The organism is Chitinophaga sp. OAE865, from assembly GCF_040546735.1.
In the GTDB taxonomy this organism is placed as follows: Bacteria; Bacteroidota; Bacteroidia; order Chitinophagales; family Chitinophagaceae; genus Chitinophaga; species Chitinophaga polysaccharea_A.
The window spans coordinates 4,331,462-4,348,531 of record NZ_JBEPOF010000001.1; the positions used below are offsets into that span (position 1 = coordinate 4,331,462).

General features: G+C 47.9%; 9 protein-coding genes. 3 read left to right on the forward strand and 6 right to left on the reverse strand.

Features of this window, described 5'->3' with window-relative positions; genetic code table 11:
- Positions 1 to 286: 286 nt before the first annotated feature.
- Complete coding sequence (locus ABIE50_RS17535; RefSeq protein WP_209857596.1) at positions 287 to 3,553, forward strand: S41 family peptidase; 3,267 nt, start codon at positions 287 to 289, stop codon at positions 3,551 to 3,553.
- A 55-nt stretch (positions 3,554 to 3,608) separates the two neighbouring features.
- Here the strand turns inward: ABIE50_RS17535 and ABIE50_RS17540 are convergent, their stop codons facing one another.
- The gene (locus ABIE50_RS17540; RefSeq protein ID WP_209857597.1) at positions 3,609 to 4,556 is read right to left on the reverse strand and encodes a DUF6268 family outer membrane beta-barrel protein; all 948 of its coding nucleotides are present in this window, start codon (positions 4,554 to 4,556) and stop codon (positions 3,609 to 3,611) included.
- A gap of 278 nt (positions 4,557 to 4,834) precedes the next feature.
- Between ABIE50_RS17540 and ABIE50_RS17545 the strand changes: the two genes are divergently transcribed.
- Positions 4,835 to 6,175 (forward strand): DUF3472 domain-containing protein, encoded by a 1,341-nt coding sequence (locus ABIE50_RS17545; RefSeq protein WP_209857598.1) that lies wholly within the window; start codon positions 4,835 to 4,837, stop codon positions 6,173 to 6,175.
- Positions 6,176 to 6,345: 170 nt separating this feature from the next.
- Here ABIE50_RS17545 and ABIE50_RS17550 read toward each other — a convergent pair whose 3' ends face one another.
- The 4 genes from ABIE50_RS17550 to ABIE50_RS17565 all read right to left on the reverse strand — a co-directional run bounded on the left by ABIE50_RS17550 (position 6,346) and on the right by ABIE50_RS17565 (position 12,174).
- On the reverse strand, positions 6,346 to 7,569 hold the full coding sequence (locus ABIE50_RS17550) for an alpha/beta hydrolase-fold protein (protein WP_209857599.1): 1,224 nt from the start codon (positions 7,567 to 7,569) through the stop codon (positions 6,346 to 6,348).
- A gap of 138 nt (positions 7,570 to 7,707) precedes the next feature.
- Positions 7,708 to 8,949, reverse strand: a complete 1,242-nt coding sequence (fabF, locus tag ABIE50_RS17555; protein WP_142686846.1) for a beta-ketoacyl-ACP synthase II — start codon at positions 8,947 to 8,949, stop codon at positions 7,708 to 7,710.
- Between the two features lie 6 nt (positions 8,950 to 8,955).
- The gene (locus ABIE50_RS17560) at positions 8,956 to 9,513 is read right to left on the reverse strand and encodes a TetR/AcrR family transcriptional regulator (RefSeq protein WP_209857600.1); all 558 of its coding nucleotides are present in this window, start codon (positions 9,511 to 9,513) and stop codon (positions 8,956 to 8,958) included.
- A gap of 282 nt (positions 9,514 to 9,795) precedes the next feature.
- Positions 9,796 to 12,174, reverse strand: coding sequence for an ABC transporter permease (locus tag ABIE50_RS17565; RefSeq protein WP_354028062.1), 2,379 nt, complete (start codon positions 12,172 to 12,174; stop codon positions 9,796 to 9,798).
- Positions 12,175 to 12,449: 275 nt separating this feature from the next.
- Here ABIE50_RS17565 and ABIE50_RS17570 point away from each other — a divergent pair, with 275 nt between their 5' ends.
- Complete coding sequence (locus ABIE50_RS17570; RefSeq protein ID WP_209857601.1) at positions 12,450 to 13,775, forward strand: cytochrome P460 family protein; 1,326 nt, start codon at positions 12,450 to 12,452, stop codon at positions 13,773 to 13,775.
- Between the two features lie 7 nt (positions 13,776 to 13,782).
- Here ABIE50_RS17570 and ABIE50_RS17575 read toward each other — a convergent pair whose 3' ends face one another.
- Positions 13,783 to 16,992, reverse strand: coding sequence for an AsmA family protein (locus ABIE50_RS17575; protein ID WP_209857602.1), 3,210 nt, complete (start codon positions 16,990 to 16,992; stop codon positions 13,783 to 13,785).
- Positions 16,993 to 17,070 lie beyond the last annotated feature (78 nt).

The window sequence follows — 17,070 nt, forward strand, 5'->3', positions numbered from 1 at the left end:
GATACCGTACAAAGATCGGCTTTTTTTGCGTAAAAGGCGGGGAATATAAAGCAGCACAGCCTTTATGCACGGGCATTTTCGCCCAGGACTCCCCATAGCGGCTATTCTACATTTTTATGCACACCGGGAAATTAAGGGAATACGTGTGTGGATGACCGTAAAATCTTTTGTGATCAGAGGTAATTATGAAATCACGGGATTTCCATAGATTAGCAAGTACGTTGTTAAATCCACAACAAAAAATAAACCGCCCCGGTGCGGGATGATCAAAAAATTCATAACGCTTATGATGAAGAAAACCGCCCTGTTTTTTCTTGCTGCTATGGCAGGAAAACAGGCTATGGCACAGGTAGATGCCGGCCTGTTCCGCTATCCCGACGTATCCCGGTCGCAGATTGCATTTTCCTATGCCAACGATATCTGGATTGTTCCAAAAACCGGTGGCACAGCCATTAAACTGGTTTCCCCTCCGGGAGTGGAAACCTTCCCCAAATTTTCGCCGGATGGAAGCAAACTGGCTTTCAGCGCCAATTACGACGGCAATACGGACGTGTATGTATTGCCGGTAGCCGGAGGGGTACCTTTGCGGCTTACTGAATATGGTGGCACAGACCGTGTGGTGGACTGGACGCCTGATGGCAAACAGGTACTTTTTGCCTCGGGAAGGGAAAGCACCAAAGAACGCTTCAACCAGTTTTATACTATTCCCGGAAATGGAGGCGCCGCCGCTAAACTGCCGCTGGCCTATGCTGAATTCGGATCATGGTCGCCCGACGCTTCCAAAATGGCTCTGGTTACCCGCTCACAAAGTTTCCGTAACTGGAAAAGATACCGTGGCGGTATGAAAGCAGAGATCCATGTGTTTGATTTTACAAAACAACTGTCGGAAAACATCTCTGCAAAAAGCGAAGCAGGTGATGAATTCCCAATGTGGTACAACAATTTTATTTACTTCCTGTCCGACCGCGGCGCTGAAAAGAGGATGAACCTCTGGCGCTATGATGTAAATACCAAAGCATACGAGCAGATCACCAGCTACAAAGACTATGACGTTCACTTTCCTTCCATGGGGCCGGACGATATTGTATATGAAGCCAATGGCAAATTGTTCGTAATGTCCCTGAGCACGCAGCAATCCGCTGAAGTGAAGATCAATATCACTACTGACCTGGCCGCGCTCAAACCACGCACCCAGCGCACCATGAAATATATACAGTCCACCGCCGTAAGCCCTGATGGCCAGCGCGCGCTCATCAGCGCCCGTGGCGATGTATTCTCCGTGCCCGCTGTAAAGGGCTATGTGAAAGATCTTACCCGTACCAGCGGCATAGCGGAGCGCTATCCTGTTTGGTCGCCGGATGGTAAAAGCATTGCCTGGTGGAGCGATAAGTCAGGTGAATATGAGCTATGGCTGGCTACCGCCGGTAAAGAGGACCAGGCGAAACAGGTCACTCACTATGGCCCGGGATTCCGCTATCGCCCGTACTGGTCGCCCAACAACAAACAAATTGCGTTCATCGACCAGGAGCTGAAAATATGGGTGCTGGATATCGCCTCCGGCAAAACCACCGCAGTAGACAAAGCCCTGCATTATTCGCCTGATGTACTGGAAGGCTTCCGCTTCAGCTGGACGCCCGACAGCCGTTGGCTCACCTATAGCCGTGATATGGAAAACGGCCACGAAGCCGTATTTCTTTTCGACACCAAAAACAACCAGCGCCACCAGGTTACCGGCGGCTTCTATGACGTGAGCCGCCCGGTATTTGATGAAGCCGGCAAGTACCTGTATGTACTTACCAACCAATCGTTTAAACCTACGTACAGCAGCATCGACAATACATTTATTTACGCCAACAGCACCGTGATAGGAGTGATAGGCCTGCAAAAGGAAACACCTTCCCTGCTGGCTACGCGTAATGATGCCGTGGATGTAAAGGAAGACAAGAAAGAGCCTGAGAAACCTGCCGCCACAAAAGGAAAAGCTAAGAAAGAAAAACCTGCGGAAGAGAAAAAAGAAACGGCTACCAGCATAGACCTCGACAATATGGAAGCCAGGATGGTATTGCTCCCGGTGCCAGGCGGCAATTATTCCCGCCTTGGCGCAGCGAAAGGTAAGATCCTGTTTGTAAGCAGCACACCGCCGGCTGATGAGGAAAGCAACGGGGAAGCCACCCTGCAGTATTATGATATTGCTACCCGGCAGGTAAAAACTATTATCAAGGAACCAGGGCAGTACGAACTTTCTGCGGATGGCAATAAGATCCTGGTGAACAACGGCCCTTACGGCATCATTGATGTAGCCGAGAACCAGAAAATTGACACCGCCATGCGTGTAGAGGAAATGGAAATGACCGTGAACCCTGCAGAAGAATGGAAACAGCTTTTTATGGACACCTGGCGCATGGAACGCGATTTCTTCTACGATCCGCATATGCACGGCGTCAACTGGAATAATGTAAAAGACAAATACCTGCATCTCCTGGAAGGCGCCCGCACCCGTGAAGAAGTGAGCTTTGTGATCAATGAGCTGCTGGGCGAAATGAACGCCTCACATACCTATAATTTTGGCGGTGATGTGGAAGATGGTAAGCATGAAAATGTTGGCTACCTCGGGGTCGATTGGCAGGCAGATGGCAAATACTATAAGATCAAACGCATTATCCGCGGCGCGCCCTGGAATGCGGAAGCCCGCAACCCGCTGGACGAGCCGGGTGTAAACATCCATGAAGGCGATTATATCCTGGCGGTAAACGGCCAGCCGCTTACCACCGCGGAGGAACCCTATGGCGTTTTCCAGTCGCTCGCCGGGAAAGTAGTAGAGCTTACCTGGAACAGCAGTCCTTCTGTGGAAGGGGCTAAAACCGCCATCGTGAAAACTATCGGCAGCGAATACCGCCTGCGCCACCTGGCCTGGATAGAGAGTAACCGCAAGCGTGTGGCTGATGCCACCAATAACCAGGTGGGGTACATCTTTGTGCCAAGTACGGGTATCGACGGGCAGGATGAACTGATCCGCCAGTTCAACGGGCAGTGGGACAAAGCCGCTCTTGTTATTGATGAGCGCTTCAATAATGGCGGCCAGATCCCTGATCGCTTTATTGAAATGCTGAACCGCAAGCCGCTGGCTTATTGGGCCACCCGTAACGGTACGCCCACTCAATGGCCTTCCTATGCCAATTTTGGCCCGAAAGTAATGCTCATCAACGGGTGGAGTGGTTCCGGCGGCGATGCGTTCCCTGATTATTTCCGTAAAGCCGGACTGGGCCCCATCATTGGCACCCGTACCTGGGGCGGTCTCATTGGCATCAGCAATACTCCCGCATTGATTGATGGCGGTGTGATCACCGTACCATCGTTCCGTATGTTCAATGGCGATGGCACCTGGTTCCGCGAAGGGCATGGTGTTGATCCCGATATTGCCGTAGATGAAAATCTCGGCGATATGGCCAAAGGCATCGATCCGCAACTGGAGCGTGCCATTACCGAAATAAAGAGCCTGTTACAAACAAAGCCTTATAAGGCGCCTGCACAGCCTCCGTATGAAGTGAGATAATATTTTACCGGTCACTGTTAAGCAACAGTGACCGGTTCTCTTTAAAATGTGGCTGCTATTTACGTGGCTGAAAATTCCACCGCAGTCCGCCGCTGAAAAAGTAATTGGTAGCAAACCTATGCATCGGCTTGTCGGAAAACATTTCCGACAAACTCTTTTCCCGGAAAGTAGTACCGCTATAAAGGATACTGCCACCTGATGCCACAAAATCAATATGCCTGCTCAGATGCCAGGTATTTTCCAATCCCACGCTTAGTTCTGAGTAGCCCATCAGCCGCTTTTTGTCCGGCGCATTTTCCACATCATAAGAGGAACCACGCATACGGAATGCCAACGCCAGGTCGGTTTGTTTATTCATGCGGTGAGATACGCTTATCTTTTCAGGGAAGTTTACATCTATCCTGAACTTACTTTCCGTTTGCCATTTTAAAAGGATCGCAGGCAATAACATAGGCGTACCAAAAGTATTGGTGAACATAGCGCCGATACCGTAAGAAAACCGCCGGTTATGCTGCTTTACAAACAATACGCCCCCGTTTATGAAAATGTCTTTGCTATTGATCTTTTCCATATCGGTGAAAAGCCCGGCAGATAATACACTCACCATACCCCAACGGTTACCGATGCTGCGGAAGTGTTGCAGCGCCAGTTGTGCATCCAGTAATTCTTCGGGGAAGATCCGGTTATCATAATCTTTGTTCAGCATTTTAGTGTAGCTGCCGGAAGCCGCCAGCGTCCAGTTGCGGACCTTACCGGTAGCGGTATCTACATGACTGCCCAGTGAGAATATAGCGCCAAAGTTATAACGTTGCTGAGAGGTGGTGGACTTGGTTTTTACACTGTCTTCCGGCCGGATATAACGGGAGGCCGGCAAGTAATCTACGCTGATCCCTATGCCGGGGCCATCGAGGGATGTGGCGCCCAGCTGGGCCCACAGCTTTTGCAGTGGTGTAAGTGCGAAAAAGATAATTAACAAACAGGTGTATCTTTTTTTTAGTTGCATGGGTTGCCGGTGTTTATGTTGCAGGCTCATAAAAATCTTTAGAAGGAAGACACTATGTCTGCTACTTACCCCTATTCGTGTAGTATTATTTTTTAAGGAGATGAATAAGACAATCAGCCTGTTCTGTAAAAATACAGGTGTCATTGTAATGTCATATCAGCAGGGGCAATTGCTATATAACCTGCAGGTTAGTTAAATTCCGGCATTACCACGTAGAAAAGCTTATGAGAGACTAGAGAACCTATTTTTCTTTTTAAACCAACCAACCATAAACTGCAATGAAAACAAAATTATCGCTTGCATTCGCATTCGGATGCCTTATCCTGTTGTCCTGTTCCAGGAATTATTCCCTTTCTGACGTAATCCCGGAAGACAGCTTGTTACCCACTACCACTACAACTTCCGGCATTACGGATATTGCCGTAGCGCTTGGAAATAATGCCTGGCTTACACAACGCGGCACGAGCACTGGGGAATTAGTACTGGACCGTGGTCTTACCTACTGGAGCAACAGCAGCGCTGTTTTCAGCGCTTACTTCCGAACCAGCGCTACAGGCACACTGCACCTGGCATTAAGAGGAAAGGTGCCGGCCGGCAGCAGCCAGCTTAAGATCACTGTAGCAGGCCAGTCGAAAACCATTACAGCTTCCGGCAGCAACTACCACACCATTGATGTGGGAGATTTCAACCTAACGGATACCGGCTATGTGAAAGTAGACTTCCAGGGGGTATCCAAAACGGACAGCTATTATGCAGAACTGTCGGATCTGTACATCAGCGGCGCTGCTACCGGCGGCCGGCTCAATTACATTCAAACGGATGTATACTTCGGCAGGAGAGGACCCTCTGTGAACCTGGGATATACGCCGCCAGCGGGCAAAATCGTAGAATGGTTTTATAACGAGGTAACAGTGCCCCCCGGCCAGGACCCTATAGGATCTTACTTTATGACTAATGGCTTCAGCCAGGGGTATTGTGGTATACAGGTAAACAGCGCCACTGAAAGAAGGATATTATTTTCTGTCTGGAGTCCTGCCGTTACAGATGATCCCAATAGTATCCCGGATTCATTGAAGATTGAGCTGCTGCGCAAAGGCCCTGGCGTACAAACGGGTACTTTTGGCAACGAGGGGGCCGGTGGACAAAGCTATCTCCTATACAACTGGCAGGCGGGCACTACGTACCGCTTTTTAACTCATGCAGTGCCGGTAGCCAATAACAAAACAGAATTCACGTCCTGGTTCTATGCTCCTGAAACCGGTTCCTGGCAACTGATAGCCAGCTTCCGCCGCCCGAAAACCTATACGTGGTTAACCGGTTTATATTCGTTCCTGGAAAGTTTTTCTCCGGAAACAGGCTATATCGGGAGAAAAGTGCAGTATGGGAATCAGTGGGCAAGAGATACCAATGGGACCTGGCATGAACTTACTAATGCACAATTTAACGGCGATGCTACTGCCGAATCGCAGTCGCGTATGGACTTTGCCGGCGGTGTGGAATCCACTAAGTTTTACCTGCGTAATTGCGGCTTCTTTTCCAACTTTGTAAAGATCAATACGCCGCTCACCCGCACCCCATCAGGTATTGCGCCGGTGATCAACTTCAATACGCTGCCTTAAAAGCCGCGTATTTTTGTCTTGGAACACTGATTACGCTGATTATGATGATTTCGCTGATGTTTTTTAAAAATTTAGATAATAGCTGGTTACTGCTCATTATAAAAAATTAAAAAAGTATCAGCGAAATCATCATAATCAGCGTAATCAGTGTTCCAAGACAAAATACGCGCTCAATGTGACACCTTGTTGTTTACCTTATCTATCTTCTCTTTTATTTCTTTGGAGAACCGGGTGGCCAGTGCTTTTTTCCAGAAGATATTAGCCTGGGCAGTATCCTTCCTTTCCAGGTAATAATCACCCATACTATCATAAGTATTGAAGCTTTCGGGGAAGTAGCGGATGTTCAGCCGGAAGAACATTTCGGCCTTGGCATAATTTTTCTGTTGAAGATTATAATACCCGAATTCATTCAGTGTAGTTTCGTAGGGTCGTACCTGGTAGCCCATCTCTTCAGACAGGGTTTTAAAGTGTGTGGTAATAAGTGCTTCCAGGGAATCTGCCGGGCAGGTATTATCTGTATACAGGTAGGTAGGAAAACGGTGATGCGGGAAAAGAAATCTCAGGCCATCATATTCTCCTGCAAATGGTATGGAATTATGGTCATCATCTTCATAATATTTATAGCTCCATCTTAGCTGGTTACCGGTAAATTTTCTCAACAGGTCGGTAAAAGTAAGAATAGCGCTGGTGTGTACAGATCCCTGTGAGTTGTCTTTCCGCAATTGTATGGTGTCGAGTCCCGGCTTCATGGTATGCGCCACCGCGAGATAGAGACTTTTGTTTTTAAAAGACGACTGTAACTGTGTACCGGCCTGGGACAACATCTGTTTATTATTCCACGAGAGGCTTGGATCAATAGCAATGTAGCCATTAAACAGTCCGGGATGATGCAGCAGGGTATTTACCACCATCAGTCCGCCTAGGGAATGCCCTATCAGAACACGATAGGGAGCGGTGGCGTATTTTTTATCTATGTAGGGAATAAGCTCTTTGCCAAGAAAACCGGTGAAGGCTTCGCCGCCTCCTGAACCAGGATACAGCGAATCGCGTGTAGGGGTAAGGTCGCGTGTGCGGTTACCTCTGGTGTTGGGAATACCTACTATGATCATTCGCGGCAATGCTGTATTACCGTTGACAGTGCTTAATTGCAGGATCATGGATTGCAGCGACGCAAAATGAAAATCTCCATCCAACAGGTACACCACCGGGTAGGCGGGTTTTGCAAAGTAACTGGTATCTGCGGGCGGTGTATACACCCACAGTGGCCTGTTTTCTTTCAGGATATCAGAATATATACTGTCGGTTTTCCCGAAGGGAACCAGGCTTGGCTGCATCTGGGCCATCAAACCAGTATACGAGCATAACAGGAGGCATGATGCGAATAGTTTTTTCATACCGGGTAATAATTTCCGGTAAGATAGTGTTTTCCCCTTGTCTGTTCCGTCAGTTGTGACCAGGGGGTAGATCATGTGATAGAAAGGAGTATTTGCGGGGCGGAATTTGTCCTGGAACAAGACAAATTCCGCTGCAAACTACGCTTTTTTGAACACCACTATCCCGTTGTGTCCGCCGAACCCGAAGGTATTGCTCATGGCTACGTTCACAGTTTTTTCCAGGGCGGTGCCCAGTACGATCTGTAAGGTACCCGGGATGGCGGGATCCAGCTCCTGTGTATTGATAGTAGGAGGGATGATGCCTTTTTGTATGCTCATCACACTGGCGATGGCTTCTATGGCGCCCGCAGCGCCAAGCAGGTGGCCTGTCATGGATTTGGTGGCACTGATATGCAGGTGTGATGGCGTGGCGCCAAACAGTTTGCCGATGGCGGCTATTTCACTCAGGTCGCCTACGGGAGTGGAGGTAGCATGTGCATTCAGGTAATCTACTGCTTCCTTGTTCAGGCCCGCGTCCTCCAGTGCCAGCTGCATCGCGCGCAAGGCGCCCAATCCTTCCGGATGGGTAGCGGTCATATGATACGCATCGGCGGTCATAGCAGCACCGGCTACTTCTGCATAAATATACGCGCCCCTGGCTTTGGCATGCTCATACTCTTCCAGGATCAGTGCGCCGGCGCCTTCTCCCATCACAAAACCATCGCGGTGCACATCAAAAGGACGGGATGCAGCAGTAGGGTCGTCATTGCGCACCGACATGGCTTTCATGGCACAGAAACCGCCCACGGATGCCGGGGTTACAGGCGCTTCAGACCCGCCGGTCACCACTACTTTGGCCTTACCCAAACGGATATACGTTAATGCATCCATGATGGCAGTATTGGAGGTAGCGCAGGCTGATACAGTGGTATAGTTAATGCCCATCAGGCCATACTTGATGGAGATCATACCCGATGCCATATTGGTGATCAGCTTGGGTACAAAATAAGGGCTGAAACGGGGATTAAAATCACCGGAAACATATTCGGTCACCTGTTCTTCAAACGTCTGCATGCCACCCTGGCCGGAGCCCCAGATCACGCCGGTATCGAAAGGATCCATTTTGCTGAAGTCGAGCCCTGAATCCTTTACCGCCTGATCGGCCGCTACCAGTGCATATTGGGTAAACGGGTCTGTTTTACGGAGCTCTCCCTTATCCAGTGAAGTGGAGGGGTCAAAGCCTTTCAGTTCATGTGCAAACTGTGTGCGGAACCGGCTGGCATCAAAGTGACTGATGGTAGCAGCCCCGCTTTTACCATTAACAAGACCGTTCCAGAAATCGGTAACATTATTACCAATGGGAGATACCGTACCCATTCCTGTTATAACAACTCTTTTCATAGCTGGTTATTTATGCTGCAGGTCGTCCATCAGCTGCTCCGCAATAAGGCGGAAAGCAGATGGCCCCATCACCCTCGATAAAAGAAGGGAAGCCTGCAAATTGGATATAATGATCAGCGCCCGCGCATGGGCGGTGCCTTTAAAATGAATAAGTTTCTTTTTCCTGCCTTGTTCCAGGCATTGGGTAAGCCAGTTCACAATGCTTCCGGCCATTTCCTGTACTTTGGCCTGCATGGCTGGATCCAACGTTTCAAAGTCCGGTGCAAGAGAACCCATTAAACAGATATTGCCTTCTTCGCTGTGACGACGGAATACTTCCGTGAGCTTTTCCAGCTGTTCATTTTCCGGCAGACTTTTCCACCTGCTGGTTTGTGTATGAAATTTTGCCATCTCCTGGTCCACTACCTCCACGCCGAGGTCGGATTTTGCCGGGAAATGATAATGTATGGCTGCATTTTTTATTTCCAGCGGTGCTGAAATGTCTTTATAACTAAAAGCATTGAATCCTTTAGTCCTCACCAGGCGGTCGGCCAGCGCCACTATTTTATCTTTTGTTTCAGACATGATCTGCCGTTTGCGGCACAAATATACTTACTTAGTAGTAAGTAAACAAATAACGGGTTTTATATAACGGAAGTATAGTCTTATTCTCAGCAGTTGTGTAGCTCACGGAAGAACAGGGAGCGTTAAGTGATATAGTGTAGCTTCAGACCAGGCAGGTGGTCACAGCCGGCAATGCAATAGCTACCAGGTCCTGTATAGGGAGAGAGAGTTACAGGAGATATCAACAGATTTTACGGATTTATTACGTATAACCTATCACGTTATAACCGTCACATCGGCAGATTATTCTGCTTTTAAACTGTTGACAGGATTCATCAATGCCGCTTTTATGCTCTGGAAGCTGATGGTGAGCAGTGCTATCAGCATGGCGGCTAAACCCGCCAGCAGGAATACCCAGTAATGGATAGATACCCGGTAGGGAAATTTCTGTAACCATTGATCCATGGTATACCAGGCCACGGGGAATGCTATCAGGGCTGCAATACCCACCAGTTTGAGGAAATCGGCAGAAAGCAGCCGGGTAATACCGGATACGCTGGCGCCCAGTACTTTGCGGATCCCTATTTCTTTGGTTCTTCTTTCGGCAGTGTAAGCAGCCAGACCGAATAATCCCAGGCAGCTGATCACTATGGCCAGTGTGGCAAATAACCGCGACAGCTGCTGCATGAGCGTTTCATTTGTGAACATGGCGTTAAACTGGTCGTCTATAAACCGGTAGGTAAAAGGATATGCAGGGTTCATTTGTTGCATAACCGCGCCGATCTTATGAAGCGCTGCTTCTCTATCTGCACCGGCATTCATGCGTATGTACATCAGGTTCGTTTCTTCGGGCAAACAGTAAAACACAACCGGATCAGGGCTGCCGTACATATTGCCATATACATAATTTTTTACCACCCCGGCAACACGGGAGTGAATACTGGAATCTGCGGTGTATGGCGTAGTAATGGTTTTGCCAACGGCGCTGCCTTTGCCCATCAGTTGCTCCAGCGATTCAGTGATCAATACATCCATACCATTTGCTGCAGCCACAGGCTTAAAATCGCTGCCAGCCAATATCTTCATACCGGCTGTTTGAATGAACTCGGGGCTTACCAGCCGCTGGGAAATAAGGATACTACTGGTAGCCGGTTTTCCTTCCCAGCTTATATCTTCTGTATTATTACCACCATATAGAGGAACATGATCTGCCAGTGCAACATTTTCCACTACGCCGGTTGCCAGTAATGCTGTTTTAACGGCTGCAAAATTCTGCTTTATAGTACCCTGCGCATCCATGGAAATAAGGTTGTCTTTGTTGAGGCCAAGGTTACGCTTCTTCACATGCTGGATCTGCTGGTAAATAACAGCGGTACAAATGATAAGGATAATAGACACGCTGAACTGCGCAATCACCAGGCCTTTACGGATAAAGACAGCACTGCCTGTTTTTGATTTAATGCCCTTCAGCACAAACACCGGATTGAAGGATGACAGGTATAGCGAAGGATAACTGCCAGCCAGTACGCCGCATACCACTGTAATACCCAGCAGCCACAGGAGATGCATCGGCTTATCCAATGCTATGCTGAGATGCTTATCAACCAATGCGTTGAATCCGGGTAACACAACAAATAAAATTAATACCGCCAGTATTGCTGCAAGCGCCGACATAAACAATGCTTCACAGATAAACTGGGCGATCAGTTTATTCTTTCCTGCTCCCATTACTTTGCGGACGCCCACTTCCTTCGCACGTTTTTCGCTGCGGGCGGTAGCCAGGTTCATGAAATTGATACAGGCAATAAATAAAATGATCCAGGCAATGAGTGAAAATAAACGGACATACTCTATACGGCCGCCGCTTTGTTTGCCATTGCTGAACTGGCCATGCAACCGCCAGTCGTTCATATTGAACAGGAAAGCCTGGTTAATAGCGCCGGGGTTATGATTGGCAATGATGTGCTGCATTTTAGCATTAATGCCTGATACATCTGCATTGGGAGCCAGCTCTGCGTAAGTGTCGACAGAATTGGCGCCCCAGTTTTTCAGGTAGGCATTTTGTTTGAAATAGATTTCGAAAGGTGCAGCCCACTCAAATTTTATACTGGAATTTTCGGGAATGTCTTTTATCACTCCGGATACCACATATGGCTGCGCATTATCTACCGTAATGGTTTTGCCTACCAGGTTCCTGGTTCCACCAAAAAGTTTCCTGGCCGTTTTTTCTGTGATAACAATAGAGTATAATTGAGGAAAAGGGTTGGCCGCATTGCCTTCTATAAACGGAAACGTGAAAATGCTAAAGAGACTGGCATCTGCATACAGACCGGAGGCATACATTTTTTTATCTCCAAGCGTAAATAATATATCAGTGCCACCCTGCGAAGCTCTGCAGGTTTGGATAATACCGGGTATTTCCGTTTTCATGGCTTCTGCCAGGGGGGCAGGTGTAGAATTGAATGTGCGTATATCCCCATCATAATTCCAGTTTTCCCATACACGGTAAATCTGGTCTTTCTTTACATGTGCACTATCATAGGTAACTTCATCTTCTACCCATAAAAAAATAACACCAGCACAGGCTAAGCCTATTGCCAGCCCAAAAATATTCAGGAAACTATAGGTTTTATTTTTCAGGAGATGTCTGAATGTGATTTTTATATAGTTCTTTAGCATCATGGGATTTACACAATTATGAGTAGTGCAATTTATCCTGACTAAGATAATGCCACGGCTCTATGAATTGATAATGAGTTATTTGTATAAATGATAATGTCCGTTTTTAAGGCCGCCGTGTCCGGATTTGAACATGCTGATGCCGGCTAAGGGCAACTATATGCAAGGTTCATTGTTAAATTATACTGCTTCACCCCCTTATTTGTCCGGTTCACCTGAATGGATCTTTGGAGGTGATACAGGTTATTTATTTTGATGCAAATATAAATGACGACATTATGAAACGGAATAAGAAGTGGAAAGTAGTACTGCTGATAGCTGCCGCCTGTTTTATCGCTTTACAGTTCATCAGGCCCCGTATCACGAATCCGCCGGTAACAGGGGAACCGGATGTTCCGCCGGAGGTGAGCGCCGTATTGCGGAAGGCCTGCTACGATTGCCACTCCAACGAAACGCACCTGGCCTGGTTCGACCAGGTATCGCCTGCCGTCTGGCTGGTAGCCGGTCATATCACTGATGGCAGGCAGGTACTTAATTTCTCTACCTGGGACAGTTTGTCAAAAGACCAGCAGAAGGGAAAACTGTTTGAGTCCCTTAACCAGGTGATGTTTAAAACAATGCCGCTCCCGCAGTATACTGCGCTTCATCCCACTGCACGTTTAACAGGGGAAGATACCACGGTGCTTAAAAATTACCTGGCTACGCAGCTGTTGCCCGTAAAACCCGACAGCAGTAAAACCGCTGCCGCCAACCGCCAATACGATGCCTGGAAACCAGCTGCCCCTGCTGCCCGGATACAGCCTGTTGCTAACGGTATCGGCTATATGCAGGATTATAAGAACTGGGAAGCCATCAGCAGCACACAGCGACTGGATAATGGCACCATGCGGGTGATCACAGGGAATGATATTGCAGTGAAGGCGATCCGGGAACATACAACCAACCCATGGCCTGATGGTACGGTATTCGCCAAAATAGCCTGGGACGAGCTGGCAGATAGCACGGGAAATATTACACCGGGCGAGTTTAAACAGGTGGAGTTTATGATCAAAGACAGCCATAAATACGCTGCTACCAAGGGCTGGGGCTGGGCACGATGGAAAGGCACCGACCTGAAACCGTATGGAAAAAATGCCATGTTCACGATGGAATGCGTTAACTGTCACCAGCCTATGCGCAACAATGATTTTGTTTTCACCACGCCCACGCAACATACCGCTGCATCGCTGCCTGATACGCCGTTCCTGAAACTGAACGAATGGAAAGTGATCACCAGCGGTATTCAGAAAGGTCAGCAGACCATGAGCACCCTGTATGGTAATGAGCGGGCAATGGCCAGTGCAGGGAAAGGCGCCGCAGGCTACCCGGCAGATGCACTACTTACGCTGGTGACCTGGAAGCAGCGGGAGGACGATCATTGGTTTGGCGCAGTGATCCCCGGGATGGTAGCATTTGTGGAACAGGTACAGTTCCAGCCTGGCAATGCTGCCCCGCTGTACAAAAAATATACGGGCAATAAACTGATACCCGATAAAACCAGCGAAGAAGAAGCAAAAAGCAGGATTGCATATATCACCCGTCAGCGGGCGTCTGTAATGCCCTGATGCTTTGTCAGGAGGTTTTCTTTGCCTTTTTAAGCGCGATCTTGTATTTATCAGGAGTACCGGAGATATTGATGCTCATAAAACGCACCTTTTTATCTTTATCCCGGTACTCAATTTCATCTACCTGGTCTACATTCACTTCTTCCTGCCTGCGGCCAAAGAGTGCCTGGAAACCTACCTGGGTCACCATTTTCATGGGAATGCGCAGGTAGTAGTTCATGCTCATGTCCAGCGACTGGCTACCGGACACTTCAATGTAGCCGAGTGAGGAATTGATGTTCATATTCGGGATTTCCAGCACACCGTTTTTCAGGGTTAATTTATTGCGGAGAGTATCGAACCTTACCATGCGGAGGTTTTTATCTTTGAAATAACCGGCCATGGCCTGCATGGGACCAAAGTCAAGCAACGTGCCGTTGGTGATTTCAATATCCATCCGGGATTCCGTTTCACTCAGCACCGGTGTAAGGTCAGGGTGCATGCGTACATAACTCTTGATTTGCCCGCTCAGTATACCTTTCAGGTTATTGTTGAGCACAAAGTCCTGACCGAAATTATCAAACTTGATGAGCATTTTGGAGATGTCTACGTTTTTGAGATAGATCCCGCTTCGGAAGTACAGTTTCTTCGGATCGGCAGCATTGAACATGCCGCGCATGGCAATATGCCCGCCGGCTATATTCATGGCAATGGTATCCACTTTTATTTTCTGGTCTTCCCGCATATGAATATTCGCCAGCACATTTTTCAGCCACAACTTTTTGTATTTGATCTTCTTTATATCCACCTGTGTTTCAAATGTTGAAAAAGGAATGTTGAATACGTTGAAGCCCGCCGCATGCAGGGAGTCGTTTTCCTTTATAGTGGTACGCTTCGCAGGTGCGGTACCGGCCACTGGCTGGTCTGTGAAATCATAGTTCATCAGTTCATCAATATCCAGCATATCGGATTTGAACCGGAAATAGTTGCTGCGGCTCTGTTGCCGTTTACTTTTGCCGGTGGCGTAACGCATGTTGAGGTTAAAGTCGGTACGCCCTACTTTACCGGTAAGCGTATCCACTACAATAAACCGGTTATTACCATAACGGATCCTTCCTTTCACATTTTCCACTTTGATAGGGTGCTGTCTCAGTGTACCTGAGATATTCGCAATACGGGCATCTATCCTTTTAAAAACAGTATCATATTTTATGTTCATTTTACTGCGCAGCCATACGTTATTGGCTTCTTCATACCAATATCCCTGCGGGATGAATTTACGGCCACGCTCACTCACCAGGTCGTTCACTGCCAGTCGGTCCGATTTAAAATCAAACGCTACCTCTGTATTCCCTTTTTTAATTTTATCGAACGAGATGAGATAGTTATTTAATTTTCCTTTGAATGCAAAGCTGGTGCTGTCTATATTTCCGCTGAAGTTGGGCACCCGCAGGCTGGTATCGTTGATGATCACTGCTGCATTGAAATCGTGCAGTGCATGCGGGTACTGTTGAAATTTAGCATATAGCTTTTCTACTTTGAAAGTCCCTTTGGGCAATGGATTGGGATGCAGCAACTCTTTTACAGATGTTTCAAATGCCAGGCCTATGTTAAACCCTGTGATGATCTCTTTTGACAGAACAGGATGGGTAGAATCAAATTTAAATAGTTCGCCCAGCTGTAGCCGCTTGCTGGAAGCGCTGAAGTTTACGGCCACCGGTTTGTTTTGCTGATGGAATAGTGCAGGTACATCGCTTACAGCACCGCTTGCAAGTATATCGGAGCTGCCTATACGAAAAGCAATGGAATCCAGTTGAAGTCGTCCCTGCTGAATCTGCGCATGTACATTCATATTGCGTACCGGCAGGTGGTAACCGGGAATGCGGAATTCAAGATCTCTGACCGTGAGCTCACTTTGTACGCCGTCTTTCAGTTTTGCCAGGCTTTCTTCAGGGATCCTCATATCCACTATCTCCCGGAAATTCATATTCAGCTTTATCTCACCGCTGATCTGTTCCAGGTCTTTGATGCCAAGGAATTCCCCCACAAAACGGAGGTTCAGCTCAGAATACAGTTGCATAAGGATCTGCGGATCGGTAAAGTTCTTCATCACAAAATTGCCTTTGAATACACCGCTGCCGGGCTTTGCATTGAAGTTCAGGATATGCAGCTCGGATGTTTGCAGGTTATGTGAAGCTCCGTTGGTATAAAAGCCTTTGAAGCCCAGCTGGTCTACTTTCCGGTCGATCTTTTTATTCTGGAACCATACGTTTTCGCAGCCGAAGTTGAATTCCATCAGGGGCATAATGCCTTTACCGATAGCGCCTTTGATGATACCATCGAAATATACGCGGCCATCGTGGCGGTATTTTTCCAGCATGGCCGCTACATCAGCAGGTACCATGGCCAGCAGGAGGTTCAGGTCAGGTTTATCGCCTTTTACTTTCAGGTCTACATAACGTTCGCTGGCTATGCCCTGCAGCTCAAGGGAGGCCTGTTCCAGCCGGATGATACCGGGCGGTAAAGTGAGCGTTTTCTTCTGTTTGTCGTACACCGCCGCCAGCGCGAAGTTTAATGTTTTATGACGGAAGAGGGTAGTATCCGATTTACCGGTAACATCTATTTTCAGTTTGCTGTCCATATCAATGGCGATACGGGCTGAGTCCATGGAGAACGCTGTTTTTATTTTGTCGATATGCGCGCTCACATTTAGGCCGGATACACCGTCGTCGTAACTGACATCAATATTTTTCAGGATGATTTTTTTCAGATCCAGGCTCAGGTCCTCGCTGGAATCGGCAGGGGCAGAAGGGCCGCTGCTTTTGAATTCATGGGCTTTGATAAGATCCACATCCCCGTTGGCATAACGGGCCATATGTACCTTTCCGTTGGCCAGTGCAATAATACGGGCGTTATAATGCTGGCGGAGAATATCCGGTAAGCTGAAGCCCACGTACAGGCGCTCTACCTGGTAGAGTGGCAGCCCCTGCATTTTTTTATCTGCAAAAAATCGGACATCGTGAAGGGCAATGGAAATATAGGGGAAGTTGCTAAAGGGGGAAATGCTACTTTTTGTAATCACCAGCTCCCCTGCAAACTGCTTGTTCAACTCTTTCACCGCCATCTGCGTAAGCCGTTCCTGCTGGCTGTACAGAATACCACCGGCTATTGTAATCACCAGTAAAAATATGCCTGTGATGATCAGCAACAACCTGATTATTTTTTTTCCCCGCTTCATGTAAAATCCTTTCTGAACGATAAAATTATGGAAAAGTATAGCAAAAATTTATTATCTCTTTAGAACGGCGAATGATTT

Excerpts from the sequence above, each read along its gene's own strand:
- ABIE50_RS17535 (WP_209857596.1), top strand. The coding sequence starts at position 287 with ATGATGAAGAAAACCGCCCTGTTTTTTCTTGCTGCTATGGCAGGAAAA.
- ABIE50_RS17540 (WP_209857597.1), bottom strand. The coding sequence starts at position 4,556 with ATGCAACTAAAAAAAAGATACACCTGTTTGTTAATTATCTTTTTCGCA.
- ABIE50_RS17545 (WP_209857598.1), top strand. The coding sequence starts at position 4,835 with ATGAAAACAAAATTATCGCTTGCATTCGCATTCGGATGCCTTATCCTG.
- ABIE50_RS17550 (WP_209857599.1), bottom strand. The coding sequence starts at position 7,569 with ATGAAAAAACTATTCGCATCATGCCTCCTGTTATGCTCGTATACTGGT.
- fabF (WP_142686846.1), bottom strand. The coding sequence starts at position 8,949 with ATGAAAAGAGTTGTTATAACAGGAATGGGTACGGTATCTCCCATTGGT.
- ABIE50_RS17560 (WP_209857600.1), bottom strand. The coding sequence starts at position 9,513 with ATGTCTGAAACAAAAGATAAAATAGTGGCGCTGGCCGACCGCCTGGTG.
- ABIE50_RS17565 (WP_354028062.1), bottom strand. The coding sequence starts at position 12,174 with ATGATGCTAAAGAACTATATAAAAATCACATTCAGACATCTCCTGAAA.
- ABIE50_RS17570 (WP_209857601.1), top strand. The coding sequence starts at position 12,450 with ATGAAACGGAATAAGAAGTGGAAAGTAGTACTGCTGATAGCTGCCGCC.
- ABIE50_RS17575 (WP_209857602.1), bottom strand. The coding sequence starts at position 16,992 with ATGAAGCGGGGAAAAAAAATAATCAGGTTGTTGCTGATCATCACAGGC.